We start from the raw sequence: 23,500 nt of genomic DNA, 5'->3' as shown, positions 1-23,500 counted from the left end.
ACATTTGTAACCGAAACTGTTACTTACCTGGCTATGAACACCCGTTTTGCCGTTGCCACCCACATTATGGCCTACCTCGCGCACTCGGCGGGGCAGCCGGTATCGTCGGATGTGCTGGCGGGCAGTGCTGGCACGCACCCGGTGGTGGTGCGGCGGCTGTTGGGTACGCTGCGCACGGCGGGGCTGGTACGCAGCCAGCGCGGCGCGGGCGGCGGTACGCTGCTGGCCCGCCCGCCGGCCGCTATTTCGCTCCTCGATGTGTACCGGGCTATGCAGCAGGCCGAGCCCGACCTGTTTCAGGTAGGCAGCACCACCCCCAACCACAAGTGCGACCTGGGCCGGGTAATGCAGTTGACACTTGAAGGACTGTTTGGACCCGCCATTGAGGCCATGTGCACGGCATTGGCAGCCGTTTCGGTGGCCCAGCTACAGCAGCAGCTGCACCAGCGGCTGGCCGACTGCTGTTCTCAAAGCTCGGCCTGACTTCGCACTACTGGCCCATAACCGGGCATGTTCTCTTTCCTTGAATCTTATTTCTGCCGGCTTTAGGGCCTTTTCGCAGAAGAACTTTTTTACCGGTGGCTGGCTCAAACAGGATACTATATCCTGAGGGTCTGCTGGTTTCAACTCATGAAAAAATCAATTAGCGCGGGGCTGCTCCTGCTTGCCTTTGCGGCCGGCGGCACTGTGGTTCCCCGCTGGCTTGCACATCCTCGTCCGGCCCCGGTTTCTGCGGCAGTGGTGCCTCAAACACCCACGCCAGCGGCCCCGGCGGCCGGCGAGCCGCTGCTGGCCGGCCAGAGCGGCCGGGTGCACGAAGTGTTCTACCATGTGGGCCAGCAGGTGCGGCGCGGACAGCTGCTGCTAAAACTGCTGCAGAAGCAGCCCAGCGTACAGCAACAGCAGTTGCAGCTTCGGTTGCAGCGGCAGCAGCAGGCTTATGTGGCCCTGCAGCGCCAGGCGGCTCCGGCCGGGCAGCTGCAGGCAGCGCAGGCGCAGCTGGCCGCCACCCGCGAGCAGCTGGCCCGGGCCGTGCCCATGTTCAACTTTGTATATGTAACAGCCCCAGCCGATGGCCAGGTGCTGGCACCCACCGCCCATGCCGGCGACCAGCTCCGGCCCGATTCGCCGGTGGCCCAGCTGGTTTCGTTGCCTGCGCCCGATACTACGCCGCTACTCAGCCACGTTGAGTAGGGCCCTAATAGTTTGTTTTTTTGCTTTCTGACTTTCTCATGGAAAATCTCATTCGGTATCAGGTAGAGCGGATGCTGCTGCGCAAGGGCCGCAACCCGGCTTTGGTGCTGCACCCCGGCACCCGCCTGCAGCAAGACATCGGCCTCGACTCCATCGACCTGGTGGAGCTGGCCATCAACTTGGAGCACCGCTTCCATATTGAAATACCCGACGCTGAAATGGAGCGCCTGCGCACCGTGCAGCACGTGTTCGACTGCGTAGACCACCACCTGAGCGAAACGACGGTAGCCGTGGCGGCGGGCAGCCGGTAGGGCGCTACCGCCAGCCGGTGTAATGGCGCATGAAAGCCCGAACCCAAACCCGGCTATACCCTAACCTGGGCCGGTTGCGTATCTTTTCGCATGATTCCACTCATTACCTACACGCCCCGCCTGACGCTGATTGCCGCCAGCCGGGCCCTGCTGATTGCCGAAACTGCCAAGCCGCACTACTTCCCGGTGCTGCTGGGGGCGCAGCTGCCCCAGCACTGGCCCCCACCCGAATACGACCTGGAGGTGCAGCAGCACGCGCTGGAGCAGCTCACGGCCGGCGGACGCGAGGCGGCCGGCTGGTACGGCTGGTACGCCCTGCTGCGCGCCGGCACCGAAACGCCTGCCAACACGCTCATCGGTACCGGCGGTTTCCATGGCCCGCCCGTTGATGAGACGGCCGAAATCGGGTTTGCCGTAGCCACCGACTGGCAGGGCCGGGGCTTGGGGGCCGAACTGGTGACCGGCCTCGTGCGCCACGCCGCCGACACCGAACTAGTGCGCTACCTCACGGCCCGTATTGCCCCCGCCAATGCGCCCGCCCGCCGCACGCTCGAAGCCAACGGCTTCCACCAGATCAGCGAGGCCCCCGACACCGAAGGCCGGCACCTGTTTGGCCGGAACGTAACGGAGGCGGATAAGAACGAAGTGAGAAGTGAGAAGTGAGAAGTGAGAAGTGAGAAGTGAGAAAAAGTACGTCATTCTGAGCGAAGGCGCAGCCGTAGTCGAAGAATCTCTACCGATGTGCTAACTCCTGACGACAGGATTACCATTGCACGCGGGATTCTTCGGCTACAGCTGCGCCTTCGCTCAGAATGACAGCCGGTTTACTTTTCACTTTTTCACTTTTTCACCTTCCTGCTTGTCGGGTACTGCATGTCGAGGGCCACAAGGGCATCGCGCAGGGTTTGGGCCACAACGTGCGCTTTATACCAGTTCTGGTCGGCGGGCACGATGTGCCAGGGGCAGCTGGCGGGGCTACAGTGGCGGAACACGTCTTCGTACGCGGCGCGGTATTCGGGCCGCTGCCGGGCCTTTTGTTCGTCGCCGGCCTCGTATTTCCAGCGTTTGGCGGGGTCGGTGGTGCGCTCCTGCAACCGTTCCGTCTGCTCTTCCTCCGACACATGCAGGTAGAACTTGAGTACCGTGGTGCCGGCCTGCTGCAGCAGCTTTTCGAAGTTATTGATGGCCGTAAAGCGCCGCCGGGCCTCCGCCTCGTCGATTAGCCCCTCTACGCGGGTAATGAGCACGTCTTCGTACTGCGAGCGGTTGAACACCTGCAGCATGCCACGGGCCGGTGCTTGCTGATGGATACGCCATAGGAAATCGTGGGCCAGCTCGGTTTCAGTGGGCTCCTTGAACGAATACACCCGCACCCCCTGCGGGTTGATGCCGCTGAATACGCGCCGGATCAGGCCGTCTTTGCCGCTGGCATCCAGGCCCTGCAGAATGACGAGCACACTGTGGCGACCCTCGGCATAGAGGCGGTCCTGCAGCTCTACCAGCTCCTGCCGAAGCTTTTTGTTGGCCCGCTTGGTGGCCGCTTTGCGGGCGCTGGCCGGCGCACGGGTTGGCAGTTGGGTAAGGTCGATGTCAGCCATTGTCTTGATCTGCTGCTGGGCTTATATAGGCAACCCAAGTTGCGAAGAACATTGTAGGGGCGGGGACAGGCCCCGCCCGCCGTTGAAAGATTATCGTTGAACCGGCGCGAATGGCGGGCCGGGCCTGTCCCCGCCCGCCGTTGAGAGATTATCGTTAAAGCGGCGCAAACGGCGGGCGGGGACAAGCCCCGCCCCTACAACGTTCTTCGCAACCTGATTTAAGCAGGACTCACGCAAAGCGGAGGCTTCGCGCTACAGTCGTTCTGCGTAGAGCCCACTAGGCCTACTTGCCTACCGTGCCCAGGGCGGCAAGCGTAAGCGGGCCTTCGGACACATAGCGTTGCTGGGCGCTCAGGCCCACGTCGCGCAAATCCTGCAGCAGCCCGGCCCCGGCAGCCTCGGGGGTAAACGCTTCGGTGGTCGTTGAGATGAGGGTAACGGGGCGCTCGGGCAGGCCTACGAGCGTGGCGCGACGGTCGATGGAGGGCGGAAAAACGGGTGCGTACAGCAGCAGCCGGTCGTAGTGGGTGCGGCCGCTGGCCAGCCAGCGGCAGGCGGCCGCTGCGCCATGGCCGTAGCCCAGCACCGTTACGGGTACGTTGGCGGGGCACTTGGCCAGCACGTCAACGGCCAACTCGTCGAGGTACGTCGTCAGGTCGGCCAGGTCGGGCAGCAGCGAATCGGGGGCAAACCACGAAGCGGCCGTAACGGGCGTTTCGGTGGGGCCGGCCGGCAGGGCATAGCGCGAGAGGCCCTCGGGCAGCACCAGCAGGCGGTCGGGCGTATCGAAATTGACGAGTTGGGCAGCAAAGCTGGCCAGGGGCTGGCTTTCGCCGTGCAGGCAAAACCACACATGCTGAATATCGGCACCCGGTTCGCCGAGGCTGATGTAGCGGGCTGTGCGGGAAGTAGTAATGGTGTTGAGCTCCATAACACAAAGGGACTGAAATTGGACAGCTGCCCCTGTGTACGCAGCCCCAGGAGTTTCCGCCACGTATGAGGAGCACAGCAGGCTCCAAATACGCCCGACACAATGGCCGATAAAGCGCAAAACATCCTACCTCAATCAGACTTTATGGCATTATCGGACCACCGAAGTCGGCCCCAGAGTCTTGGTACAACTTTTGAAATAAGTCAGTCACATCACCTGTAAGGACCTATCTTATGAACCTGATCAGCAAAGAATTTATCCGCAACATTGCGCCCCAGCTCGACCTGCTTAACACCTTGGGTGGCGGCATCGCGCAGGCCCACATGCGGGTTGATAAGCGGGAGAAAGGCGTCATTATCCGCGTGGCCCTCCCGTCGGTCAATCCGCAGAGCTTCCACGTGGTGCTCAACGAAAATACCCTTACCGTGTACGCCGAGTTCCGGCACACGCCCGACGATAAGCTGGCCGCGCCGCTCTTTAGCCACAGCCTCAGCCTGCCGGCCGGCCTCAATGCCAGCCGCATCGATGCGGTGTTTGAAGGCTCGGAGCTGCTTGTACGCATCCCGTACGCGGCCAACGACGAGCCGCGCGAAATCGACATCAGGCAGCGCTAAGCCGCGCATTACGTTATAACGCCGGGACCGACCGGCCCATGTTTCATCTGGCCACTGCCTTTGCAGTGGCTTTTTTTATGGGTTTCAGCCTAGAGGCTAGCTAACCCAAGTTGCGAATTACGGTGTAGGGGCGGGGCTTAGCTGCGCTGTCCTGCGGGTGCCCCCGCCCGCCGCCCAAACGGTACGTTAAACGATTGTTGAAATGTCCCTCAATGCCTCGTTGAAACGGCGCGAACGGCGGGCGGGGACACCCGCAGGACAGCGCAGCTAAGCCTCGCCCCTACACCGTGCCGATAGACCTACTGCGCAACTTGGGTTGAGTAAGGCCCGCAGCAGAAATCAGGAGAAGAGCGGGACCAGCAGTGCGAAGCCCACGAGCAGCGAGAGGTAGAACCAACCCATGAGCTGGCCCCTCAGGCGGCGCGGCATCCGGTTGCTGAGCACCAGCACGGCCACCACCACCAGCGTCAGATGCAGCAGCAGAAACACCACCGTCTTCACCCAGTTGCTCACAATGGTGTTTTCGGGCTGCAGCTGATTGGCCATACCCAGGCCCGAAGTAGCAAACTTCAGCAGGTAGTAGGCCACCGTTTCGAAGGCTACGAACAGCCCCGCCCCCACTAAAAAAGCCAGCGGCCCGGTTTTCTGCTTGAGTTCAGCCATGGAAGGGAAATAGGTGGTCTAGGATATGAGAAGCCGGGCTCCGCTACCTGGAGGATGGTGGAGGCCAAAAGTCGGGTTTGCTGAGACAAGCGGAGACAAGCGCCTAATTACTGAGCAGACAGACAGTTACCTATCCTTGTGCAGTAAGTCTATTAGCACGATGTAGGGGCGGGGCTTGTCCCCGCCCGCCATTGAACGAGGCATTTAGGAACCTTTCAATAATCGTTTAACGTGCTGTTTGGGCGGCGGGCGGGGACAAGCCCCGCCCCTACATCGTGCTAATAGACTTACTGCGCAGCTTGGGTTAGTTATCTGGCCTTGCGTAGCTCGGCCGTGCGGGTTTCGATGTAAAGCGCCTCGACCTTGGCGCGGGCCCAGGGCGTACGGCGCAGGAAGGTGAGGCTGGATTTGATGCTGGGGTCCACCGAAAAGCAGTTGATCCGGATGCGGCTGTCCAGCCCGGGCCACCCGTAGGCCGCCACCAGGTACTCCAGAATCTGGGCCAGCGTAATGCCGTGCAACTCCCGGATCAGGTGGCCCGATTCGTCGCGGGCATCGGAGGCGGAAGGGCGGGATGGTTGAGACATAGCAAGGAAATTGAGAAGCCGAAGGTGCGAAAAAACCGGCGGTTGCACCCAATTCGCGGGGTGTTTTCGGGAGCCGGGGCACCAACCGGCCAGCGCGGGTCGTTATCTTTGCCCACGTACCGTTGTCGGTTCTATGCCCCTTACGTCCTCCTCCTCCTCGTCGGCCCGCTCGCGCCAGCCGCGCCCTGCCCGGCGGCGGAAGCCCAAGCCGCGGTGGGCGGGTTGGCTGCTGGCCGGACTGCTGCTGGTGGGCCTGGGCTTTTACGGCCGCTACGCCACACAGCTCAACCGCTATGCCCGCCGGGCCTACGCCACATTGCGCACCAGCTCGCTCACGGGCCAAGAAAAAACCCCGCTTCGGGCCGGATATGCAGTCCACGGCATCGATGTATCGTCTTACCAAGGCCGCATCGACTGGCCGGTGGTAGCCAGCAACCAAGTGCGGTTTGCGTTTATTAAGGCCACCGAAGGCGGCACCCTGCGCGACCCGCGCTTTGAGCGCAACTGGCGCGGGGCGCGGGCGGCGGGCGTTTTCCGCGGGGCCTACCACTACTTCCATCCCAAATCCGACCCCACCAAGCAGGCCAGCCTGTTCACGCGCACCGTGCCCCTCGGCCCCGGCGACCTGCCCCCGGTGCTCGACGTGGAGCACGCCAATTTTCATGATGTGGCCCAGATGCGGCGCGGCGTGGCCCTGTGGCTGCGGCTGGTAGAGCGCCACTACGGCGTGCGGCCTATTCTGTACTCCAACTACGGCTTCTACCAGCGCCACCTGGCAGGCCACTTTGATGACTACCCGCTGTGGCTGGCCCACTACGAAGTCGACCAGCCCCGGCTACCGGCCAGCCGCTGGATTATCTGGCAGCACTCCGACGAGTCGTACGTGCCCGGCATCCGGGGGCCGGTCGACTTTAATGTGTTTCAGGGTAGCTTTGAGCGGCTGCAGGCCCTACGGATTCCGCCGAAACGACGGCCATAAAGACCCAGCCGCCGTATCATGAAGCTTTTAACCTGACTGCTATGCATCTCTTTTTTCGACTTGCGGGGTGCTGCGGGGCCGGGCTGCTGCTAGCCGGCTGCGCGGGCACCGGGGCCTTCACCGAGTCAGGCAAGGCCTCTTTCTACGCCGATAAGTTTGAGGGCCGCCGCACGGCCAGCGGCACCGTGTACCGCGCCGGCCAGCTTACGGCGGCGCACAAAACGCTGCCCTTCGGCACCCGGGTACGCGTAACCAACCCGCGCAACAACCGCTCGGTGAAAGTAGTCGTAACCGACCGGGGCCCGCACGTGAAAGGCCGCATCATCGATTTATCGAAGAAAGCGGCCCGCAAGATTGACATCGTCGACAACGGCGTGGCCCCGGTAACGCTGAAAGTCATTCGTAAAGCCCGCTAATCGGGCTCGTCTTACCACTCCTATCTTATGCGCATCCGTAAAAAAATCCGCTGGACGGCTCCCGCCGAGGCCGACCGTTTCACACAGCTTAGCGCCTTCATCAAGGCGGCCGAAGACGAAGGCTGGAGCGAAGACGAGGTGCAGTTCGTCATCAACGAAATCGTGGAAGCGCCCAACGAGGCCGAGGTAGCCCTCATCTTCCAGGATTACAGCCACTAGCGTTCAACAGCGGCTATCAGCAACATGAAAGAAGGGGCCGGCCATGCGTAAGCAAAGCCGGCCCCTTCTTTCATGTTGCTGATACGTCAGCGTTTCGAAGCGGCAGTTACCGCTTCTTCTTGCCCTTGGCCTTCATTACCTGCACCTGCTGCAGGCTGTCCTGCTCGGCCTTCATGGCGCGGGTGGTCATACGGCCGGTCAGCGACATATAGTCGCCTTCCTGCAGGCGTACGGTGGTGCCGTCGGCCATCATTACGGTACCGTCGGGCTGCACTTTGGTGCCGTTTACCAACGCCGATTCGGCCGTAATGGCACCGGTGTGAGCATTGCGGGTTTCGAGCACCTTACCATCTTTCATCAGGAAGCCATCCTTCATGGTGGCCCCATTGGACACCACGCGGGCCTTGGGCTGCACGCTGCGCCGAGCGGGTGGGGTTTTGGTTTGGGCCTGAGCAGCCAGCGTACCGGCCAGCAGCATTACGGCCGCGAGAGTAGCGAGAAATTTCATAAAGCAAGCGGTACTGGGGTGGTGGTGGATGGGTGGAGAAAAGACCGGCGGGCGCCGGCAATGCGAGGGTAACCCACAACGGGCTGAGTTCGTTCTAAAGTATTGACTGGCCTGCTTTCTACCAAATTCGGGCCGGTTTTTCTTCTGCCTTTCCGCTCTACTCGCTCGTGGATTACAAAGACTATTACAAGACGCTGGGCGTCGATAAAAAGGCCACGCAGGACCAGATAAAAAAGGCCTACCGCAAGCTGGCGCGTCAGTATCACCCAGACGTGAACCCCAACAACGCCGAAGCCGAGCGCAAGTTCAAGGAAGCCAACGAGGCCAACGAAGTGCTCGGCGACCCCGAAAAGCGCCAGAAATACGACCAGCTGGGCGCCGACTACCAACGCTACCAGCAAGGCGGCGGCCGGGCGGGCGGCGGCCCGGGCGGCTTCGACTGGTCGCAGTACGCGCAGGGCGGGGGCGGCGCGGGTGGCGCCGACCCGTTCGGCGGGGCCGACTTCTCCGACTTTTTCGGCTCCATGTTTGGGGGCATGGGCGGTAGCGGCGGGGGCGGTAACCGCCCGCGCGCCGGCCAGGACTACCAGGCCGAGCTGGAGCTGATGCTGGAAGATGCCTACCGCGGCGGGCCGCGCACGCTCACCGTCAATGGTAAAAACCTGCGCCTCACCATTCAGCCGGGCGTTGAGGACGGGCAGGTTATCCGGCTGCGCGACCAGGGCGGGCCGGGCCGTAGCGGTGGCCCGGCGGGCTCGCTCTACATCACGCTCCACATCCGGCCCGACCCGCGCTACGCCCGCACCGGCAACGACCTGACCATGGACGTGCCAGTGGACCTGTACACGGCCCTGCTGGGCGGCGAGCAAACGGTGGAAACGCTGTCAGGGGCCGTCAAAATCAACATCAAGCCCGAAACCCAGAATGGTACCTGCCTGCGCCTGCGTGGCAAGGGCTTTCCGGTATACCGGCAGTCCGGCCAGTTCGGCGACCTGTACCTGCGCCTCTCCGTTAGCCTGCCCCAGCACCTAACGGAGCAGGAAAAGACGCTGTTTCGGCAGCTGGCGCAGTTGCGGGCCTGATTTCAGGCTGTTGGCTACTCGCTTTTCGACTAAAAAACACAATCAGCACGAAAGCCAGCAGCCAACACCTAGTACCTAACAGCTTAAAAGAGAAAGATATGGAAGCGGCTATTATTACAATTACCTTCCGCGAATGCGGGGTGCGCTACGGGCTGAGCGAAACCGAAGTGCGCGAGTTTGTGCGCTATGGCTTACTGCATCCGGCTCCCGACGTACCCGACGCCCTGCGCGAAGAGCCTGAGCGCGTAGCCCGCCTTGCCCGCCTGCACCGGGAGCTAGGCCTGGGCAAAGCCAGCCTCGACGTAGTGCTGAACATGCACCGCCAGCTGGAGCAACTGCAGCAGGAAGTGCGCCGGCAGCGGGCCCGAGTGCAGCAGCTGGAAGCCTTTCTGGGCGGCAGAGGCCCTTTGCTCGACTTTGACCAGTAGGCTGCTTTGCCATGCAAAAATCTCCACTATTGACTATGAATCAATTAGTTATAGTATAAATCTTGGTTATATACAAGCTCATCTATAGATAGACAACTTTTTCGCTCTTGAGCAAGTATAGAAACTCATTCTGCGTCCGCAGAGCACTCTCCCGTCACTTTTTCCCTTTCTATATGCTTCCACGCATTCCCTTTTCGAAGGTGCTGGCGTTGGGTATAACGGCCTGTACGCTGGCCCCCCAACTAACCCAGGCCCAAACGGCCGACCGTAAAACCAACATCAGCGTCTACTACAACTGGCTGCAATACCACGGCGACCTGGGGTCGGAGTGGTTCAAGCAGGACAAAGTAGAGTACGGTCTGGGCCTGACAGTAAGCCGTTACATTGCGCCCGGCCTCGACATTGGCTTGGATCTGAGCTACGGCGACATGAAGTTCTCGGCCGACTATCCGAAGAACACGCAGTACGCCATCCGGCGCTTCGATGCTAACGTGGTGAACGTAGGTGTACCCATTAAGCTGAAGCTCAACAACGGCTGGGCACTGAAGGAAGACGCGTTCATCGCGCCTTACCTGGTAGTGCAGCCCGGCGTATTCTTCGCCAGCCCCGACCTGTACGACATCAACGACCGGCTAGTTAGCAACTCAGACGTGTACGCGTTTGACATTCAGGCTGCTGCCGGCATCAAGTTCAACTTCTCGCCCGCTGTGGGCCTGTTCGTTCAGACTGGTCAGCACTACCCGCTCACCGATCAGGTGGACGGTATTACCAATGTTGGCGACCTCAACGACCGGTACCTGCAACATAAGCTGGGCCTGAGCTTCAACCTCGGCAAAATGGCCGATGAGGATGGCGACGGTGTATCGGACAAGAAAGACAAGTGCCCCGGCACGCCGGCTGGCGTAGCCGTCGACCTGAATGGTTGCCCGCTCGACGGAGACAAGGATGGCGTTCCGGATTACCAGGACAAGTGCCCGACTGAAGCCGGCGTAGCAGCCCTCGAAGGCTGCCCCGACCGCGACGGTGACGGCGTACGCGACAGCGAAGACAAGTGCCCCGATACTCCCGGCAAAGCGGCCCTGCAGGGTTGCCCTGATGCCGATAACGACGGTGTAATCGATAGCGCAGATAAGTGCCCAGACACCCCGAGCGGTGTGCAGGTAGATGCCACTGGTTGCCCGCTTGATGGTGATGGTGACGGCGTTCCGGATTACCTTGACCGTTGCCCTGCCCGTCCGGGCCCAGCCTCGAACAAAGGCTGCCCCGAGATGAAAGTAGAGGAGAAGAAGCGTCTGCAGGAAGCCACCAAGTTCATCCAGTTCGAGTTCAACAAGGCGGCCCTGAAGCCTTCGTCGTACCCGACCCTCGATGCGCTGTCGAAAATCATGCAGGACTACCCTGACTATTTCCTGAGCATTTCGGCCCACGCCGACAGCAAGGGTGAGGACAACTACAACCTGCGTCTGTCGGATGAGCGTGCTGCCTCGGCTCGCGCTTATATGCTCAGCAAAGGCGTACCCGCCGACCGCATCGTGTCGAAGGGTTACGGCGAAGCCAAGCCGATTGCCAGCAACACCACCGATGCCGGACGCGCCCTCAACCGTCGCGTCGAGTTCGATGTGTACCTGCCCGGCGACCCGAACCCAGCCGTAGAGAAGTATGGCCAGGCTCCCGAGATGACGGAGGCCCCAGCCGTAGCTCCCAAGGCTGCTCCGGTGAAGAAAGCCCCGGTTCGTAAGCCGGCTCCGCGCCGCAAGTAATTCCGGCTCTGGTAAAGTAAAAAGCAGCCCGCTCGTTTGAGTGGGCTGCTTTTTTGTGGGGTATTGGGAAGGTTAGTAAAGGCTGATGAAAAAATATTTCAGCAAAATATTATCTACTATTACGAATTATTCGTACAATTACGAAAAAATCGTAATAACTCTTATGGAACGACTTACCCAACCCGAGGAAGATGCCATGCGTATTTTCTGGAACCTTCAGGGCGGCTTTATTAAGGAGGTGCTGGAGCAGCTGCCCGAGCCCCGGCCGCCCTACACCACGCTGGCCTCCACGGTGCGCAACCTGGAGCGCAAGGGCTACCTCAGCGCCGAGAAGCTGGGCAACACCTTCCGCTTTACGCCCGCCATTGCGGCCGAGGAATACCGGAAGCGGTTTCTGGGCACCTTCGTGGGCGACTATTTCCGCGACTCCTATAAGGAGCTGGTTTCCTTCTTTGCCAAGGAGCAGAAAATCAGTGCCGAGGAGCTGAAGGAAATAGTGCGCATGATTGAAAACGGCCCACCGAAATGAGTGCGCCTGAGCTGTTGCCCTACCTGCTGAAGGTAAATGGGGCGCTGGTGCTATTCTGCGCCGTGTATTATCTGGGGCTGCGGCGGCTTACGTTTTTCGGGCTGAACCGGGCCTTCCTGCTCTTTGCCCTGCTGTTCGCGCCCACCTACCCGCTCCTGGATTTCAGCGGCTGGCTGGCCCGTACCGCGCCGCGGCCGGCAGAACTGCTGCGCCTGCCGGCCGAGTGGTCGGGGCTGGCGCTGCCCTCCCCAACGGCCGCGCCGGCCGCTACCAACTGGCTGCTGGTGGCCTACTGGGCCGGCGTGGTATTGTTTGGGCTACGGCTGCTGATACAGTTGCTGGCCGTGTACCGTTTACACCGCCAGGCCCGGCCGCAGGCGCTGCACGGCTGGTCCTTTCGCCGCCTGAGCGGGTCGGTAATGCCTTTCGCATTCTGGCAAACCGTGTATCTGAATCCAGACCGGCACCCGGCCGCCGAGTTGCCCGCCATTCTGGCCCACGAGCATGAGCATGTGCGCCTCTGGCATACGATGGATATCCTGCTGGCCCAGCTGAGCCTCGTGTTTTACTGGTTCAACCCGGGTGGGTGGCTGCTGCGTCGGGCTCTGCACGAAAACCTCGAGTTCCAGGCCGATTACCGGGTGCTGCAAACCCAGGCCCACGATGCCAAAGCCTACCAGTATGCGCTGCTGCATCAGAGCATAGTACGCGGCCCGGCCAACGAAATAGTCTGTCACTTCAACTTCCACCTTCTTAAAACCCGCATTGCCATGATGAATACGAAACCATCTGCATCCCGCCATCTGCTGCGCTATGTAGCTGTAGTGCCACTTGCCGCCGGCCTGCTGTTTGCCACCGCCGCCTCGACTGCGGCGCCCACGGTGGTACCGGTTGCTGGTTTGGAAGCTGTAGTAATTGATATAGAAAAGCAAGCTCCTATAAGCGCCTTGCCACCGGCTGCGCTGGCCTACATCGTTCAGCAGTACCCCGGCTACCGGCTTATCGGCCTGACGGAGGTGCGGGCCAATGATGGCAGCAACCTGCGCTACAAAGCCCAGATTGCCGTCGGCCGCCGCCCGACCGAGGTGCTATTCGACGAAAAGGGGCAGCCACTCCAAACCGGTGATCCGCTGATTTTCCTCGATGGGAAGCGCATCAGCCAGGCAGAGCTGAATAAGCTGGACCCCAAGCTGATTGAAAGCATGAACGTGCTTAAGCGTGATGCGGCCCTGAAGGCCTTTGGCCAAGAAGCTGTCAACGGGACCATTCTGATAATCACAAAGCAAAACAAGAACTCCCCCGAAGTGCAGGCTTTCATGCGCAAGCATGCCATTGTGAATACCCCAGCTAGCCCGGAAACCCAGCGCCTTATACAACTAGCTACTTCTGGCCAGCGCCTCACGACAGACGACCTGCAGGGCCGGCTGCTGATTGTGAACGGCGAAGAAACGGTGGCTGAACGCCTCAAGATACCTGCAGAGCAGATTAAGGCAGTGTATGTGCTTGACGCCGAACAGGCCACCAAGAAGTATGGGGAGAAAGGAGCCAAGGGAGCCATACTTATCAGTACCAAGTAGCATATTTCGCTTGCGCAGACTTTGACCCCAAGCCGCCCAAGACACAACGCCTTCGTGGTTCAGGCGCGGCTGCCGCCACACCATCGGCGCCATTGGTTTCATATCAGACAGCACTAAAAATAACGGGGGCGTCCAATTGGGCCTGATTTTCGTAGGGACTAAATACTCCACAAAATAAACGACTGCTTCAGGAGTTTATACCAGCGTTGCGGGGCTTTGTGCAACCGCGACGCTGGCGTTGGTATCCATCGGGTATAGTCCTCATTCTTAGCGCTTATATATGTCGTTTTCCCTATTAGTCGGCGCGGTGCTTGTCACGGCCGCTCTCAGTGTAGCCGGTGTTGCACGGGCCCAGAGCCAGCCGGCAGGTGCGGCCGAAACGCGCGTAGCAGCCGCGCCCAGCCTGTATTTTCTGGATGGGCAGCTCACCGATAAAAAAACTATTGATGAGCTCAACCGCCGCACTATTGCCTCGGTGAACGTGGTAAAGGGGGCGGAAGCAGTCCGGATTTTCGGCGACACGGCCACCGAAGGCGTGATGATTGTGGTTACCAAGCGCAACGTGGCTTCGGCGGGCGTAGCCGAGTTCAACCGCCGCTACGACATTCGGCCGGTAGAGGTGCCGGTAACTCCTATGCCGCCGGCCCCGCACGTACAGCACTAACCGGCTGCTACAATAGCGCTATTTAGGGCTTGGGCAATGCTTGCCGGGCCCGCAGCTACTGCCGAAACTGCCGGGTGCATACGGCAGTAGGCCGGGTTCACTTGATTTTCTCAGCATGTCCATTGCCACCGCTTCGCTTGCCGATTTCCTGGAACTCACTCATCGGCCCGACCTGGGTATTATTGCGGCCCGCTGGCTCCGGCCTACAACTTCGGGCGAGCTGCGGGCAGGCTACCAGCTGCTGTTGCGCCATGCCAACTCCTGCAGCGCCTGCCATTGCTGGCTGATTGACTCCCGCCGCCGCATACGTGTAGATTTAGGCGACGTGCATTGGCTGACGGACCATTTCTACCCTACGCTGCGGCAGCATATGGGCCGCCATGTGTTTCTGGCTTTCCTGGTAGCCCCCTACCAACTCGAAGACGCCCAAGATGATACGTTGCCTGCTATGCCCCACACCCATGGCAACGACTGCTCGGTGCATCAATTCACCGACGAAGGTGAAGCCGTACGCTGGCTTCGCTCGCGCCGATAAGCAGCCGGACACTTTTTTTGCACTATCCTAATCACTTCTATTCAGATTACTTATAAAAAATACAATTATTTGCCATTCATATAGACTGTGCAAAATATTCGTGGAAAGATGAATTTTTATAGTGCCTGATTTTCGTTTACCTTCATTGTGAGTTAAATACTTCGCCTTCGAAGCGACGAAAACAACTTTAACAGGCCCTTCCATTCACCCTTTCCTTCTTCTATATGTTCAAAACATTACTTTTCCTGTTGCTGGCTTTTGCCATGATGCTGGATCCGGCACCAGCCCGCGCTACTACCAAGATGTACGCTGCTACAAGCGGTACTGTGCTACTGGCTCCGGCCGCGGCCGAGGGCGGCTTTTTCCGGCGTGCCCCGCGCAAGGGCCGTCCCAACTACATGAGTTACAAGGGAGGTGCCCGCAAAAAAATGAAGAAGCTGGGGCCTGTGCGTCGTTGGAAACTGCGGCGCAAGGCCCAAGCCAAGCGCCGCACCCAGGGGCCCAGCATAAAAGCCGGTGCTCCTACCCGGGTTATGAAAAAATAACCTACTTTCCAGCTGATTGATCAAAGCCGCTTCCTTTTCAGGAAGCGGCTTTTTTGCGGCAGGCGTCTACCAACGTCGGCCAACCAAACGCTACAATGCGCGTTTATCCTGCAGGGGCAATGCCACGGCTCAACCGGTTCGGCCTATCTGCGCGGCCCGCCAGCGGCCCCGGCCCGTGGGGTGCTGGTGCGGCCGGCAGTGGCTGCACAGAATCCCCTTTCAACCCTTATTTGCATGAACGAAGTAATTGAAATCCGCCATCTGCAGGCCAACGACTACCAATCATTTGATGCGGCTATGCGGCGGGCCTACCCCGAAATGGGTAGCTACTGGCCGGCCAAGTCGTTGGACAAGCTCCGCGAATTATTTCCGATGGGGCAGCTGGTGGTAACGATAAACGGGGCGGTGGTAGCAGCCGCTTTGGCCATTATTGTGGAGCGTGCCAAGTACCCCGATGAGCACACTTACCGCCAGATTACCGGCGAATACACTTTCAGCACCCACGATCCGGCCGGCGACACGCTATATGGCATCGAGGTATTCGTGGACCCCGATTACCGTGGGCGGCGGCTGGCGCGGCGGCTGTATGAGGCACGCAAAGAGCTGTGCGAGCGGCTTAACCTGCGGGCCATTACGTTTGGGGCCCGCATTGCCGGCTACCGCGAATACCAGGACGCCATGACGCCCAAGGACTACGTGCAGCGGGTAAAAAACCGCGAAATCGTGGACCCGGCCCTGAACTTCCAGCTCTCCAACGACTTTCATCCGGTGCGCGTGATTCGGGGCTACCTGCCCGGCGACGAGGCCTCGGGCAACTATGCCCTGCTGATGGAGTGGGATAACATGCTCTATAGCCAGCGCCCCGCCACGGCCGTAGCTCCCAAAACCCAGGTTCGCCTGGGCCTGGTGCAGTGGCAGATGCGCCTCTACGACAGCTTCGACGACCTGTTTCAGCAGGTGGAGTACTTTGTGGATGCGCTGTCGGCGTACCGGGCCGACTTTGCTTTGTTTCCGGAGCTGTTTCATGGGCCCCTGATGGCCGAAACCAACGAGCTGGCCGAAATTGATGCCATCCGCAAGCTCAGCCAGTTTTCGCCCGAAATCCTGCACCGCTTCACGCAGCTGGCCGTTAAGTACCACATCAACATCATTACCGGCTCGATGCCCGAATTGGCTGCTGATGGGCAGCTGATGAACGTGGGCTACCTGTGCCGCCGCAATGGCACGACCGAGCGCTACGAGAAAATCCATGTAACGCCCAACGAAGCCAAGTACTGGGCTCTGAAAGGCGGCACTCACCTCCAGACGTTTGATACTGATAGCGGCCGGATAGGAGTGCTGATCTGCTACGACTCGGAGTTTCCGGAGCTGGCCCGCCTGCTGGCTGACCAGGGCATGGATATCCTGTTCGTGCCCTTCCTAACCGACACCCAGACGGCCTACTCGCGGGTGCGGCACTGCGCCCAGGCCCGGGCCATCGAGAATGAGTGCTACGTGGCCATTGCCGGTTCGGTGGGCAATCTGCCCCGCGTAAAGAACATGGATATTCAGTACGCCCAGTCGGCGGTGCTCACGCCCTGCGACTTCTCGTTTCCGACGACCGGCGTGAAAAGTGAGGCCACGCCCAACACCGAGATGATACTGGTGACCGACGTAGACCTTTCGATTCTTGACAAGCTGCGCCAGCAGGGCAGCGTGCAGAACCTGCGCAGCCGCCGCCACGATGTGTACTCGCTCAGCTCGGCCCAACTAATGCCCAAGCACTAGCTACGCCGGCCAGCCAACTGGCCAACGCTGGCCGCCGGGTCGCCGTAACAGGTAGCAAAGGGCTGGTGCCCTATTCTTCACTTAGCCTTCTCCTACATGTTTCGTTTCCTGACCATTGCCCTGCTGCTGGGCGGCCTGGGTGCCCCGCTCGGGGCCCGCGCCCAGAACCGCGCGCCCGTTACGCCCACCCGTCATCAGCCCACCGAGCGCATCAGCCCGGTGCCGGGCGTGGTGCTACCCACCGGGGCCGGGCAGGGTAGCGCCACTCCGCTGCCTGTGCCAGCCGTCGAGCCCAATGCCCAGCTGCCCATGCCCAAGGTGCAGTTCGGGCAGGTAAGCGCCGACTCGGTGCAGATGCAAACAGCCCCACCGGCCCCCGAACCGCCCGTGCGCAAGCGCCGGCGCAACACCCGCCCATAGCCTAACGGCTGATTGGATATAGCACGAAGCTCCCGCTTCGCGTATCGTTGAACGGCGCTGTGTAGTACAGCCGTCGGCAACGATACGTGAGGCGGGAGCTTCGTGCTACAGCGGGGTATCGGGGCGGGTTTTACTTCACCTTCACGGTGCCGTCGTCGGCGTCGCGCTTCACCTTGTTGCCGTTGGCGTCTTTTATCTTGATGTCGCCATCTTCCTGCTTCTTGATTTTGCTGCCATCGTCGGCTTTGATAGTGGTACCGGCCGGCAGGTCGGCGGCGCGCTCCACGGGGGTTTCGGTAGTTTCGGCAGTATTGATGTCGGTGGCAGGCTGCTGGTCGGTTTGGGAGCAGGCGCCGAGCAGCGTGAGGGCAGTGGCAGTGCTCAAAATCAGGGAGGTGCGTTGCATGGCAGGGGAAGTGGAGGAGGGATGAAAGCCAGCGGCCCCGCCCGGAGCCACTGTGCCCCTCCTACGCACGGTGGGGCCGTTGCGTTGATCAGGCCTGGTGTAGCGGCCGCAGCCGCAGCCGCAGTGCATTCCGTAGCTTTGCTTCCTACTTCTCCGCCATGGCCTCCGATATTCCTGCCGAGCTGCTTCAACTCACCTACCGCGCCGACCTCGACCTGCTGGTGGGCCGCTGGACCCATGAGCCGGATACGTCGCTGCTGCCCGGCGCCTACCAGCACTTGGCCCGCGAGGCCCTGGCCAGCAACTGCCGCTACTGGCTGCAGGACATCCGCCGCCGCGTGGTGAACGACCCACCCACCACCCGCTGGCTACTGGCCGACTATTTCCCCGACATGGCCCGCCGCCTCGGCGGCCTGCGCGTAGCCTACCTCACCAGCCCCGCCCTGCTCGCCCACGTCATGGCCGACCCCGGCTTCAAGCCCCTGAAATACTATGCCGACAAGCCTTATCAAGTGCATTTCTTCGGCGACGAGGGCGCGGCCGTAGCGTGGCTCTTTGGATTATGAATTTTAGATTTTGAATTTTGGATTGGGGGTTCTGTATATTCATTCTGTTCTCTTAGCAGCAGGATGATATGAAAGACAACCTGGTTCGGGATAAGTCGTATGTCTTTGCCTCGCGGATTGTGAAGGCGTATAAGTACCTGACGATAGAGAGGCGAGAGTTCATCCTATCGAAGCAGCTGTTGCGCTGCGGCACCTCCATTGGGGCCAACGTGGAGGAGGCCATTGCCGGGGTGTCGCGCCCCGACTTTGTGCACAAGCTCACCATCTCAGCCAAGGAGTGCCGCGAAACCAGCTACTGGCTCCGCCTGCTCCACGACAACGAATACCTGCCCACTCCCCTTTTCGACTCCCTCCACGACCAGAACGCTGAACTCCTGCGCATTCTCACGAGTATCATCCTTACCGCTCAGAAAAAGAGCGGTAAGGATGAATAATTATGAATTTTGGATTTTGGATTTTGAATTATGAATGGAGGACGGCTTTAGCAGGAGCCCTTTTAAGACCGGAAGGGCGGAAGACCGGAAGGGCGGTAGGGCCGTAGGCCATATTTGATGGTCAGATGTTCTACCAGGCAACGCCGCGCCCCCGCCTCCCCGCCGCCAGCACCTACCCACCCCAGCCAAAGCCCTAATTCATAATTCAAAATCCATAATTCATAATTTATAATTCCCCCCCTCTCGTGCCTGCCCCAATTCATAATTCAAAATTCCTAATTCCTAATTCCCGCTTCTCCTCCGAAGTGCTAACGGAGGAGGAGAAGCGGAGATACCGCCGCCATCTGCAGCTACCCGAAATCGGCGAGGTGGGCCAGCTGAAGCTGAAAGCAGCCCGGGTGCTGGTGGTGGGCGCGGGCGGATTGGGCTGCCCGGTGCTGCAATACCTGGCCGCGGCCGGCGTGGGCACGCTGGGCATCGTGGATGCCGATGTGGTGGACGAGAGCAACCTGCACCGCCAGATTCTGTTCGGGCCGGCCGATGTGGGGCGTAGCAAGGCCGCGGTGGCCGCCGAGGTGCTGGCGCGGCTGAATCCGCTGGTGGCTACCGAGGTGCACGCCACGCGGCTCGATATGGGCAACGTGCGGGCGCTGGTAGCCGCCTACGACGTGGTAGTGGATGGCACCGACAACTTCGCCACCCGCTACCTGCTGAACGATGCCTGCGTGCTGCTGGGTCGGCCGCTGGTGTCGGGGGCCATTTACAAGTTCGAGGGGCAGGTGAGCGTGTTCAACTACCGGGGCGGCCCCACCTACCGCTGCCTGTTTCCGGTGCCGCCGGGCGCCGAGGAGGCCCCCAACTGCTCGGCCACCGGCGTGCTGGGCGTGCTGCCCGGCGTGGTGGGCACGGCCCAGGCCACCGAAACGCTCAAGGTGCTGCTGGGCCTGGGCGAAGTGCTGAGCGGCCGGCTCTGGCTGTTCGATGCCCTCACGTTTGCCACCCGCACCCTGCGCTTCGCCCGCCGCCCCGAGCAGGCCGCCCTGCACCTGGGCACCGCCGACCCCACCGCCTACGCCGAGCTGTGCCAGCCGGCTCTGCCCACCATTGCGGCCGCCGAGCTGCGCCACGAGCTGGCCGGCCCCACTGCTCCGCTGCTGCTCGATGTACGCGAGGCTCACGAATACGCCGCCGGCCACCTGCCCAATGCCGTGTCGCTGCCCCTGAGCCAGCTGGAGGCCCGCGCCGCCGAAGTACCCGCCACCGGCCCCGTGGTAGTGTACTGCCAGGCCGGCACCCGCAGCGCCCGCGCCGTGGCGCAACTGCAAGCCGGGTTGGGGTTAACGAACCTGCGTAGCCTGGAAGGCGGGGTGGAGGGGTTGGGTTTTGAATTATGAATTTTGGATTTTGAATTATGAATTGGGGGGCGCGTGGCGAATAACGATGGACAAGCCCCAGCGGGGCGGCATATTGGTAGCAACCAACCGCCTAAACGCACCAAAGCCCCAGCGGGGCGGCATATTGGTAGCAACCAACCGCCTAAACGCACCAAAGCCCCAGCGGGGCGGCATGTCGGTAGCAACCAACCGCCTAAACGCACCAAAGCCCCAGCGGGGCGGCATATCGGTAGCAACCAACCGCATAAACGTGTTGAAGCCCCAGCGGGGCGACATCCCCAATGCAACGATGGGTGTCGCCCCGCTGGGGCTTTACTACTTTTCTTCCCGGGTTTTTCTACCGATATGTCGCCCCGCTGGGGCTTGGGCCCGCTCCTTCCTGCGGTTTACTACCAATATGTTGCCCCGCACGCCCTATCTTCCCCCGCCGCCCCCAATTCAAAATTCAACATCCATAATTCATAATTCCCAAAGGAAATGCCCTTCTCCCTTGCCGAGCTGCGCCACCGGGCGGCCGACTTCGCCCGCCTGCACGCCGACGACCACGACGAGAAATCCCAGGCGCAGGACTTTTTGCGCGACCTGTTCGACGTGTTTACGCCCCAGGGACGGCGGCGGGCCCGCTTCGAGCAGCGCGTGAAAAAGGCCGACGGCTCGCAGGGCTACATCGATGCGCTCTGGCCCGGCACGCTGCTCGTGGAGATGAAAAGCCGCGGGCGCGACCTCGACGCGGCCTACCAGCAGGCCCTGGATTACCTGCCCAACCTGCCCCAGGCGGCCCTGCCCGGCTACGTGCTGGTGTCCGACTTCGAGCGCCTGCGCCTCTACGACCTCGACGCCGGCACCCGCCACGATTTTGCGCTGCCCGAGCTGGCCGAGCACCTGCCGCTGTTCGGGTTTCTGACGGGCTACCGGCCCGCCGGCCAGCAGCGCCCCGAAGACCCCGCCAACGCCCAGGCCGCCGAGCTGATGGCCCAGCTGCACGACGCGCTGCTGGCCGACGGCTACGCCGGCCACCCGCTGGAGGTGCTGCTCGTGCGCCTGCTCTTCTGCCTGTTTGCCGAGGATACGGCCATCTTCGACAAGGACGAGTTTCGGGCGCTGCTGGAGGAGCACACCGCCCCCGACGGCCACGACCTGGGCGGGCGGCTGCTGGAGCTGTTCGCGGTGCTCGATACGCCGGCCGGGCAGCGCAGCGCCGCGCTGGCGCCGTTTCTGGCCAGCTTCCCCTACGTGAACGGGGCCCTGTTCCGCGAAAACTTCCGGCCCCCGGCCTTTACCGCCGCCACCCGCCAGCGCCTGATTGACTGCACCTACTTCGACTGGAGCCGCATTTCGCCGGCCGTGTTCGGCTCGCTGTTCCAGAGCATTGCCGACCCCCGGCAGCGCCGCACGCTGGGGGCCCACTACACCTCCGAGCCCAACATCCTAAAGGTGCTCGGGCCGCTGCTGCTCGACGGGTTGCGCCACGAGCTGCACCAGGCCGGGCAGGGCCGCCCCGCCCTCACGCGCCTGCAAAACCGACTGGCGGGCCTGCGCCTGCTCGACCCGGCCTGCGGCTGCGGCAACTTTCTGGTAGTCGCCTACCGCGAGCTGCGCCTGCTGGAACACGAGATTCTGGAGCGCCTGTACGCCGGCGAGGTGGCCCGGGGGCGTAACGTGAACCTGGCCCTCTACCAGCAGGTGGCCGTGGGGCAGGTGGCGGGCATCGAAATTGAGGAGTTTGCCGCCCGCATTGCCGAGGTGGCCCTCTGGCTGATGGACCACCAGCTCAACCTGGCCCTGTCGGCCCGCTTCGACCAGCGCTACGTACGCCTGCCGCTCACGGGCGGCGCCCGCATCGTCAACGACAACGCCCTGACCCTGGACTGGCACGCCGAATTCCCCGCCCTCGACTACATCGTGGGCAACCCGCCGTTCGTGGGCTCCAAGCTGATGACGGCCGCCCAGCGCGACAACCTGCTGGCTGTGGCCGGCCCGAAGCTAAAGGGGGCCGGCGTACTCGACTTCGTGAGTGCCTGGTACCTGAAGGGGGCGCAGTACGCGCAGCAAAACCCCGCTACCCGCGTGGCGTTTGTGAGCACCAACTCGGTAACGCAGGGCGAACAGGTGGGCCTGCTGTGGGGCGACATCCTCAACCGCTACGGCTGCCACATCCAGTTCGCGCACCGCACCTTCCGGTGGAGCAACGAGGCCCGCGGCAACGCGGCGGTGTACTGCATCATCGTGGGCTACGGCATCGACAAGCTCCCCAACCCCCGCCTGTTCGACTACGCCACGCCCAACAGCGCCCCCCAGGAAATCCCGGCCCGCAGCATCAACCCGTATTTAGTTGATGGGCCGGAGGTGCTGGTTGTCAAGCGGAGCAAGCCGCTTAGCATGGTGCCCGTTATGCGCTTTGGTTCTATGCCTATTGATGGTGGAAATCTCCTTATGCTAGAAGATGAGAAGGATGCTCTTATTGATGCTGAACCAGAAGCGGCGCGGTTCATCCGGCGCTTTGTAGGAGCGGAAGAATTTATCAATCAGAAAAGCCGATACTGTTTGTGGATGCTGGGAATAACTCCTAGCGAGTTGAAGTCTTTGCCAAGAATTATGGAGCGGATTGAGGGAGTTAGGAAGGCGCGTCTTGAAAGCGTGCGGCCTGCTACTCAACAATTGGCGGTAACCCCAACACTATTCGGATTCATTTCTCAGCCGGATACAGACTACCTTTTGGTTCCGGGGGTTTCGTCTGAAAACAGGCGGTACATTCCGATTGGCTTTATGTCGAAAGAAGTTGTTGCATCCAATCTTGTAAACACGATTCCCAATGCTACACCTTACTTGTTTGGCATCCTGACTTCGGAAATGCACATGGCCTGGATGCGGCAGGTGTGCGGCCGGTTGAAGTCGGACTTTCGCTACTCCGGCACCCTCGTCTACAACAACTACCCCTTCCCCCCGAACCCGACCGAGGGGCAGCGGGCGGCCGTGGCGGCGGCGGCCGAGGCCGTGCTGGCCGCCCGCGCCCTGTTCCCCACCGAGAGCCTGGCCGCCCTCTACGACCCCAGCACCATGCCCCCCGCCCTGGCCCGCGCCCACGCCACCCTCGATAGGGCCGTGGACCGCTGCTACCGCCCGGCGGCCTTTGCCACCGAGCTGGCGCGGCTGGAGTTTCTCTTCGGCCTCTACCAGCAGCTCAGCGCCCCGGTGCTGGGGGCCGCAAAGAAGGGGCGGCAGGCTAAAGGCTAGTTGCGCCTCACGGGTGCCTCCCCCCCTAGCCCCCTCTCCGGGGGGAGAGGGGGGGACTAGTTCTTCGTTTCTAAAGCTAAAGCAACCGTCACTAGACTAGAGATTAAAGACTAGTCCCCCCTCTCCCCCCGGAGAGGGG

General features: G+C 61.4%; 28 protein-coding genes. 22 read left to right on the top strand and 6 right to left on the bottom strand.

Translation table 11 applies throughout. From position 1 onward, the window contains the following. The first annotated feature begins 33 nt into the window (after positions 1–33). The 4 genes from J7E24_RS04560 (at position 34) to J7E24_RS04545 (ending at position 2,168) form a co-directional block, all read left to right on the top strand. Complete coding sequence (locus J7E24_RS04560) at positions 34–483, top strand: Rrf2 family transcriptional regulator (protein ID WP_215135585.1); 450 nt, start codon at positions 34–36, stop codon at positions 481–483. Positions 484–630: 147 nt separating this feature from the next. Next, positions 631–1,194, top strand: a complete 564-nt coding sequence (locus J7E24_RS04555; protein ID WP_215135583.1) for a biotin/lipoyl-binding protein — start codon at positions 631–633, stop codon at positions 1,192–1,194. A gap of 38 nt (positions 1,195–1,232) precedes the next feature. Beyond that, entirely contained in the window at positions 1,233–1,505 is a 273-nt protein-coding gene (locus tag J7E24_RS04550) for a phosphopantetheine-binding protein (protein ID WP_215135581.1), read from the top strand. A gap of 90 nt (positions 1,506–1,595) precedes the next feature. Continuing rightward, the gene (locus tag J7E24_RS04545) at positions 1,596–2,168 is read left to right on the top strand and encodes a GNAT family N-acetyltransferase (protein WP_215135579.1); all 573 of its coding nucleotides are present in this window, start codon (positions 1,596–1,598) and stop codon (positions 2,166–2,168) included. Positions 2,169–2,344: 176 nt separating this feature from the next. Here J7E24_RS04545 and J7E24_RS04540 read toward each other — a convergent pair whose 3' ends face one another. After that, complete coding sequence (locus J7E24_RS04540; RefSeq protein WP_215135576.1) at positions 2,345–3,103, bottom strand: PPK2 family polyphosphate kinase; 759 nt, start codon at positions 3,101–3,103, stop codon at positions 2,345–2,347. Between the two features lie 283 nt (positions 3,104–3,386). Next, a complete protein-coding gene (locus J7E24_RS04535; RefSeq protein WP_215135574.1) occupies positions 3,387–4,034 on the bottom strand; it encodes a hypothetical protein in 648 nt (215 codons plus the stop codon). 233 nt (positions 4,035–4,267) lie between these two features. Between J7E24_RS04535 and J7E24_RS04530 the strand changes: the two genes are divergently transcribed. Further along, positions 4,268–4,648, top strand: a complete 381-nt coding sequence (locus J7E24_RS04530; protein WP_215135572.1) for an Hsp20/alpha crystallin family protein — start codon at positions 4,268–4,270, stop codon at positions 4,646–4,648. A 339-nt stretch (positions 4,649–4,987) separates the two neighbouring features. On the opposite strand, the gene J7E24_RS04525 is transcribed toward J7E24_RS04530, so the two are convergent. Both J7E24_RS04525 and J7E24_RS04520 read right to left on the bottom strand, forming a co-directional pair. Continuing rightward, positions 4,988–5,311 (bottom strand): hypothetical protein, encoded by a 324-nt coding sequence (locus J7E24_RS04525; protein ID WP_215135570.1) that lies wholly within the window; start codon positions 5,309–5,311, stop codon positions 4,988–4,990. Positions 5,312–5,619: 308 nt separating this feature from the next. Continuing rightward, positions 5,620–5,898 (bottom strand): VF530 family DNA-binding protein, encoded by a 279-nt coding sequence (locus tag J7E24_RS04520; RefSeq protein ID WP_215135568.1) that lies wholly within the window; start codon positions 5,896–5,898, stop codon positions 5,620–5,622. Between the two features lie 133 nt (positions 5,899–6,031). Between J7E24_RS04520 and J7E24_RS04515 the strand changes: the two genes are divergently transcribed. From J7E24_RS04515 to J7E24_RS04505, 3 genes are read left to right on the top strand one after another with little or no spacing between them, the layout of a single operon-like run. After that, positions 6,032–6,877, top strand: coding sequence for a glycoside hydrolase family 25 protein (locus J7E24_RS04515; protein WP_215135566.1), 846 nt, complete (start codon positions 6,032–6,034; stop codon positions 6,875–6,877). 41 nt (positions 6,878–6,918) lie between these two features. Next, on the top strand, positions 6,919–7,293 hold the full coding sequence (locus J7E24_RS04510) for a septal ring lytic transglycosylase RlpA family protein (protein ID WP_215135564.1): 375 nt from the start codon (positions 6,919–6,921) through the stop codon (positions 7,291–7,293). Positions 7,294–7,320: 27 nt separating this feature from the next. After that, on the top strand, positions 7,321–7,512 hold the full coding sequence (locus J7E24_RS04505; RefSeq protein ID WP_215135562.1) for a hypothetical protein: 192 nt from the start codon (positions 7,321–7,323) through the stop codon (positions 7,510–7,512). Positions 7,513–7,618: 106 nt separating this feature from the next. Here J7E24_RS04505 and J7E24_RS04500 read toward each other — a convergent pair whose 3' ends face one another. Then, positions 7,619–8,020: a DUF6799 domain-containing protein gene (locus J7E24_RS04500; RefSeq protein WP_215135560.1), complete on the bottom strand. Its 402-nt coding sequence runs from the start codon at positions 8,018–8,020 to the stop codon at positions 7,619–7,621. 167 nt (positions 8,021–8,187) lie between these two features. Between J7E24_RS04500 and J7E24_RS04495 the strand changes: the two genes are divergently transcribed. From J7E24_RS04495 to J7E24_RS04450, 10 genes are all read left to right on the top strand, one after another. After that, a complete protein-coding gene (locus J7E24_RS04495; RefSeq protein WP_215135558.1) occupies positions 8,188–9,102 on the top strand; it encodes a DnaJ C-terminal domain-containing protein in 915 nt (304 codons plus the stop codon). Between the two features lie 98 nt (positions 9,103–9,200). Beyond that, a complete protein-coding gene (locus tag J7E24_RS04490) occupies positions 9,201–9,530 on the top strand; it encodes a chaperone modulator CbpM (RefSeq protein ID WP_215135556.1) in 330 nt (109 codons plus the stop codon). A gap of 173 nt (positions 9,531–9,703) precedes the next feature. Continuing rightward, positions 9,704–11,290: an OmpA family protein gene (locus tag J7E24_RS17840; protein ID WP_215135554.1), complete on the top strand. Its 1,587-nt coding sequence runs from the start codon at positions 9,704–9,706 to the stop codon at positions 11,288–11,290. A gap of 163 nt (positions 11,291–11,453) precedes the next feature. Continuing rightward, positions 11,454–11,819 carry a BlaI/MecI/CopY family transcriptional regulator gene (locus tag J7E24_RS04480; protein WP_215135552.1) on the top strand — a complete coding sequence of 122 codons (366 nt, stop codon included), beginning with the start codon at positions 11,454–11,456 and terminating at the stop codon, positions 11,817–11,819. Beyond that, complete coding sequence (locus J7E24_RS04475; protein ID WP_215135550.1) at positions 11,816–13,396, top strand: M56 family metallopeptidase; 1,581 nt, start codon at positions 11,816–11,818, stop codon at positions 13,394–13,396. The genes J7E24_RS04480 and J7E24_RS04475 overlap by 4 nt, the downstream gene beginning before the upstream one ends. Before the next feature lie 280 nt (positions 13,397–13,676). Beyond that, positions 13,677–14,060 carry a hypothetical protein gene (locus tag J7E24_RS04470; protein WP_215135548.1) on the top strand — a complete coding sequence of 128 codons (384 nt, stop codon included), beginning with the start codon at positions 13,677–13,679 and terminating at the stop codon, positions 14,058–14,060. A gap of 115 nt (positions 14,061–14,175) precedes the next feature. Beyond that, positions 14,176–14,595, top strand: a complete 420-nt coding sequence (locus J7E24_RS04465; RefSeq protein ID WP_215135546.1) for a hypothetical protein — start codon at positions 14,176–14,178, stop codon at positions 14,593–14,595. Positions 14,596–14,819: 224 nt separating this feature from the next. Then, positions 14,820–15,140, top strand: coding sequence for a hypothetical protein (locus J7E24_RS04460; RefSeq protein ID WP_215135544.1), 321 nt, complete (start codon positions 14,820–14,822; stop codon positions 15,138–15,140). Between the two features lie 234 nt (positions 15,141–15,374). Continuing rightward, positions 15,375–16,907 carry a bifunctional GNAT family N-acetyltransferase/carbon-nitrogen hydrolase family protein gene (locus J7E24_RS04455; RefSeq protein ID WP_215135542.1) on the top strand — a complete coding sequence of 511 codons (1,533 nt, stop codon included), beginning with the start codon at positions 15,375–15,377 and terminating at the stop codon, positions 16,905–16,907. A 96-nt stretch (positions 16,908–17,003) separates the two neighbouring features. Further along, positions 17,004–17,327 carry a hypothetical protein gene (locus J7E24_RS04450; RefSeq protein WP_215135540.1) on the top strand — a complete coding sequence of 108 codons (324 nt, stop codon included), beginning with the start codon at positions 17,004–17,006 and terminating at the stop codon, positions 17,325–17,327. Positions 17,328–17,457: 130 nt separating this feature from the next. On the opposite strand, the gene J7E24_RS04445 is transcribed toward J7E24_RS04450, so the two are convergent. Then, positions 17,458–17,733 carry a hypothetical protein gene (locus J7E24_RS04445; RefSeq protein ID WP_215135538.1) on the bottom strand — a complete coding sequence of 92 codons (276 nt, stop codon included), beginning with the start codon at positions 17,731–17,733 and terminating at the stop codon, positions 17,458–17,460. Between the two features lie 158 nt (positions 17,734–17,891). On the opposite strand from J7E24_RS04445, the gene J7E24_RS04440 reads away from it, so the two are divergent. From J7E24_RS04440 to J7E24_RS17555, 4 genes are all read left to right on the top strand, one after another. Beyond that, the gene (locus J7E24_RS04440; RefSeq protein WP_215135536.1) at positions 17,892–18,299 is read left to right on the top strand and encodes a hypothetical protein; all 408 of its coding nucleotides are present in this window, start codon (positions 17,892–17,894) and stop codon (positions 18,297–18,299) included. Between the two features lie 68 nt (positions 18,300–18,367). Next, positions 18,368–18,733 (top strand): four helix bundle protein, encoded by a 366-nt coding sequence (locus J7E24_RS04435; RefSeq protein WP_215135534.1) that lies wholly within the window; start codon positions 18,368–18,370, stop codon positions 18,731–18,733. 245 nt (positions 18,734–18,978) lie between these two features. Then, positions 18,979–20,127, top strand: coding sequence for a HesA/MoeB/ThiF family protein (locus J7E24_RS04430; protein WP_317195614.1), 1,149 nt, complete (start codon positions 18,979–18,981; stop codon positions 20,125–20,127). 477 nt (positions 20,128–20,604) lie between these two features. Beyond that, the gene (locus J7E24_RS17555; RefSeq protein ID WP_251047013.1) at positions 20,605–23,361 is read left to right on the top strand and encodes a class I SAM-dependent DNA methyltransferase; all 2,757 of its coding nucleotides are present in this window, start codon (positions 20,605–20,607) and stop codon (positions 23,359–23,361) included. Positions 23,362–23,500: the final 139 nt, after the last annotated feature.

The sequence above is a fragment of the Hymenobacter sp. ISL-91 genome (assembly GCF_018613725.1).
Taxonomy (GTDB): Bacteria; Bacteroidota; Bacteroidia; order Cytophagales; family Hymenobacteraceae; genus Hymenobacter.
This window is presented reverse-complemented; position numbering and strand designations above follow the sequence as displayed.

Coding starts and splice junctions, on each gene's coding strand:
- J7E24_RS04555 (WP_215135583.1), top strand. CDS start 631: ATGAAAAAATCAATTAGCGCGGGGCTGCTCCTGCTTGCCTTTGCGGCC.
- J7E24_RS04500 (WP_215135560.1), bottom strand. CDS start 8,020: ATGAAATTTCTCGCTACTCTCGCGGCCGTAATGCTGCTGGCCGGTACG.
- J7E24_RS04435 (WP_215135534.1), top strand. CDS start 18,368: ATGAAAGACAACCTGGTTCGGGATAAGTCGTATGTCTTTGCCTCGCGG.
- J7E24_RS04545 (WP_215135579.1), top strand. CDS start 1,596: ATGATTCCACTCATTACCTACACGCCCCGCCTGACGCTGATTGCCGCC.
- J7E24_RS04445 (WP_215135538.1), bottom strand. CDS start 17,733: ATGCAACGCACCTCCCTGATTTTGAGCACTGCCACTGCCCTCACGCTG.
- J7E24_RS04515 (WP_215135566.1), top strand. CDS start 6,032: ATGCCCCTTACGTCCTCCTCCTCCTCGTCGGCCCGCTCGCGCCAGCCG.
- J7E24_RS04540 (WP_215135576.1), bottom strand. CDS start 3,103: ATGGCTGACATCGACCTTACCCAACTGCCAACCCGTGCGCCGGCCAGC.
- J7E24_RS04475 (WP_215135550.1), top strand. CDS start 11,816: ATGAGTGCGCCTGAGCTGTTGCCCTACCTGCTGAAGGTAAATGGGGCG.
- J7E24_RS17840 (WP_215135554.1), top strand. CDS start 9,704: ATGCTTCCACGCATTCCCTTTTCGAAGGTGCTGGCGTTGGGTATAACG.
- J7E24_RS04530 (WP_215135572.1), top strand. CDS start 4,268: ATGAACCTGATCAGCAAAGAATTTATCCGCAACATTGCGCCCCAGCTC.
- J7E24_RS17555 (WP_251047013.1), top strand. CDS start 20,605: ATGCCCTTCTCCCTTGCCGAGCTGCGCCACCGGGCGGCCGACTTCGCC.
- J7E24_RS04440 (WP_215135536.1), top strand. CDS start 17,892: ATGGCCTCCGATATTCCTGCCGAGCTGCTTCAACTCACCTACCGCGCC.
- J7E24_RS04460 (WP_215135544.1), top strand. CDS start 14,820: ATGTTCAAAACATTACTTTTCCTGTTGCTGGCTTTTGCCATGATGCTG.
- J7E24_RS04550 (WP_215135581.1), top strand. CDS start 1,233: ATGGAAAATCTCATTCGGTATCAGGTAGAGCGGATGCTGCTGCGCAAG.
- J7E24_RS04505 (WP_215135562.1), top strand. CDS start 7,321: ATGCGCATCCGTAAAAAAATCCGCTGGACGGCTCCCGCCGAGGCCGAC.
- J7E24_RS04455 (WP_215135542.1), top strand. CDS start 15,375: ATGAACGAAGTAATTGAAATCCGCCATCTGCAGGCCAACGACTACCAA.
- J7E24_RS04480 (WP_215135552.1), top strand. CDS start 11,454: ATGGAACGACTTACCCAACCCGAGGAAGATGCCATGCGTATTTTCTGG.
- J7E24_RS04520 (WP_215135568.1), bottom strand. CDS start 5,898: ATGTCTCAACCATCCCGCCCTTCCGCCTCCGATGCCCGCGACGAATCG.
- J7E24_RS04470 (WP_215135548.1), top strand. CDS start 13,677: ATGTCGTTTTCCCTATTAGTCGGCGCGGTGCTTGTCACGGCCGCTCTC.
- J7E24_RS04465 (WP_215135546.1), top strand. CDS start 14,176: ATGTCCATTGCCACCGCTTCGCTTGCCGATTTCCTGGAACTCACTCAT.
- J7E24_RS04525 (WP_215135570.1), bottom strand. CDS start 5,311: ATGGCTGAACTCAAGCAGAAAACCGGGCCGCTGGCTTTTTTAGTGGGG.
- J7E24_RS04560 (WP_215135585.1), top strand. CDS start 34: ATGAACACCCGTTTTGCCGTTGCCACCCACATTATGGCCTACCTCGCG.
- J7E24_RS04535 (WP_215135574.1), bottom strand. CDS start 4,034: ATGGAGCTCAACACCATTACTACTTCCCGCACAGCCCGCTACATCAGC.
- J7E24_RS04510 (WP_215135564.1), top strand. CDS start 6,919: ATGCATCTCTTTTTTCGACTTGCGGGGTGCTGCGGGGCCGGGCTGCTG.
- J7E24_RS04490 (WP_215135556.1), top strand. CDS start 9,201: ATGGAAGCGGCTATTATTACAATTACCTTCCGCGAATGCGGGGTGCGC.
- J7E24_RS04450 (WP_215135540.1), top strand. CDS start 17,004: ATGTTTCGTTTCCTGACCATTGCCCTGCTGCTGGGCGGCCTGGGTGCC.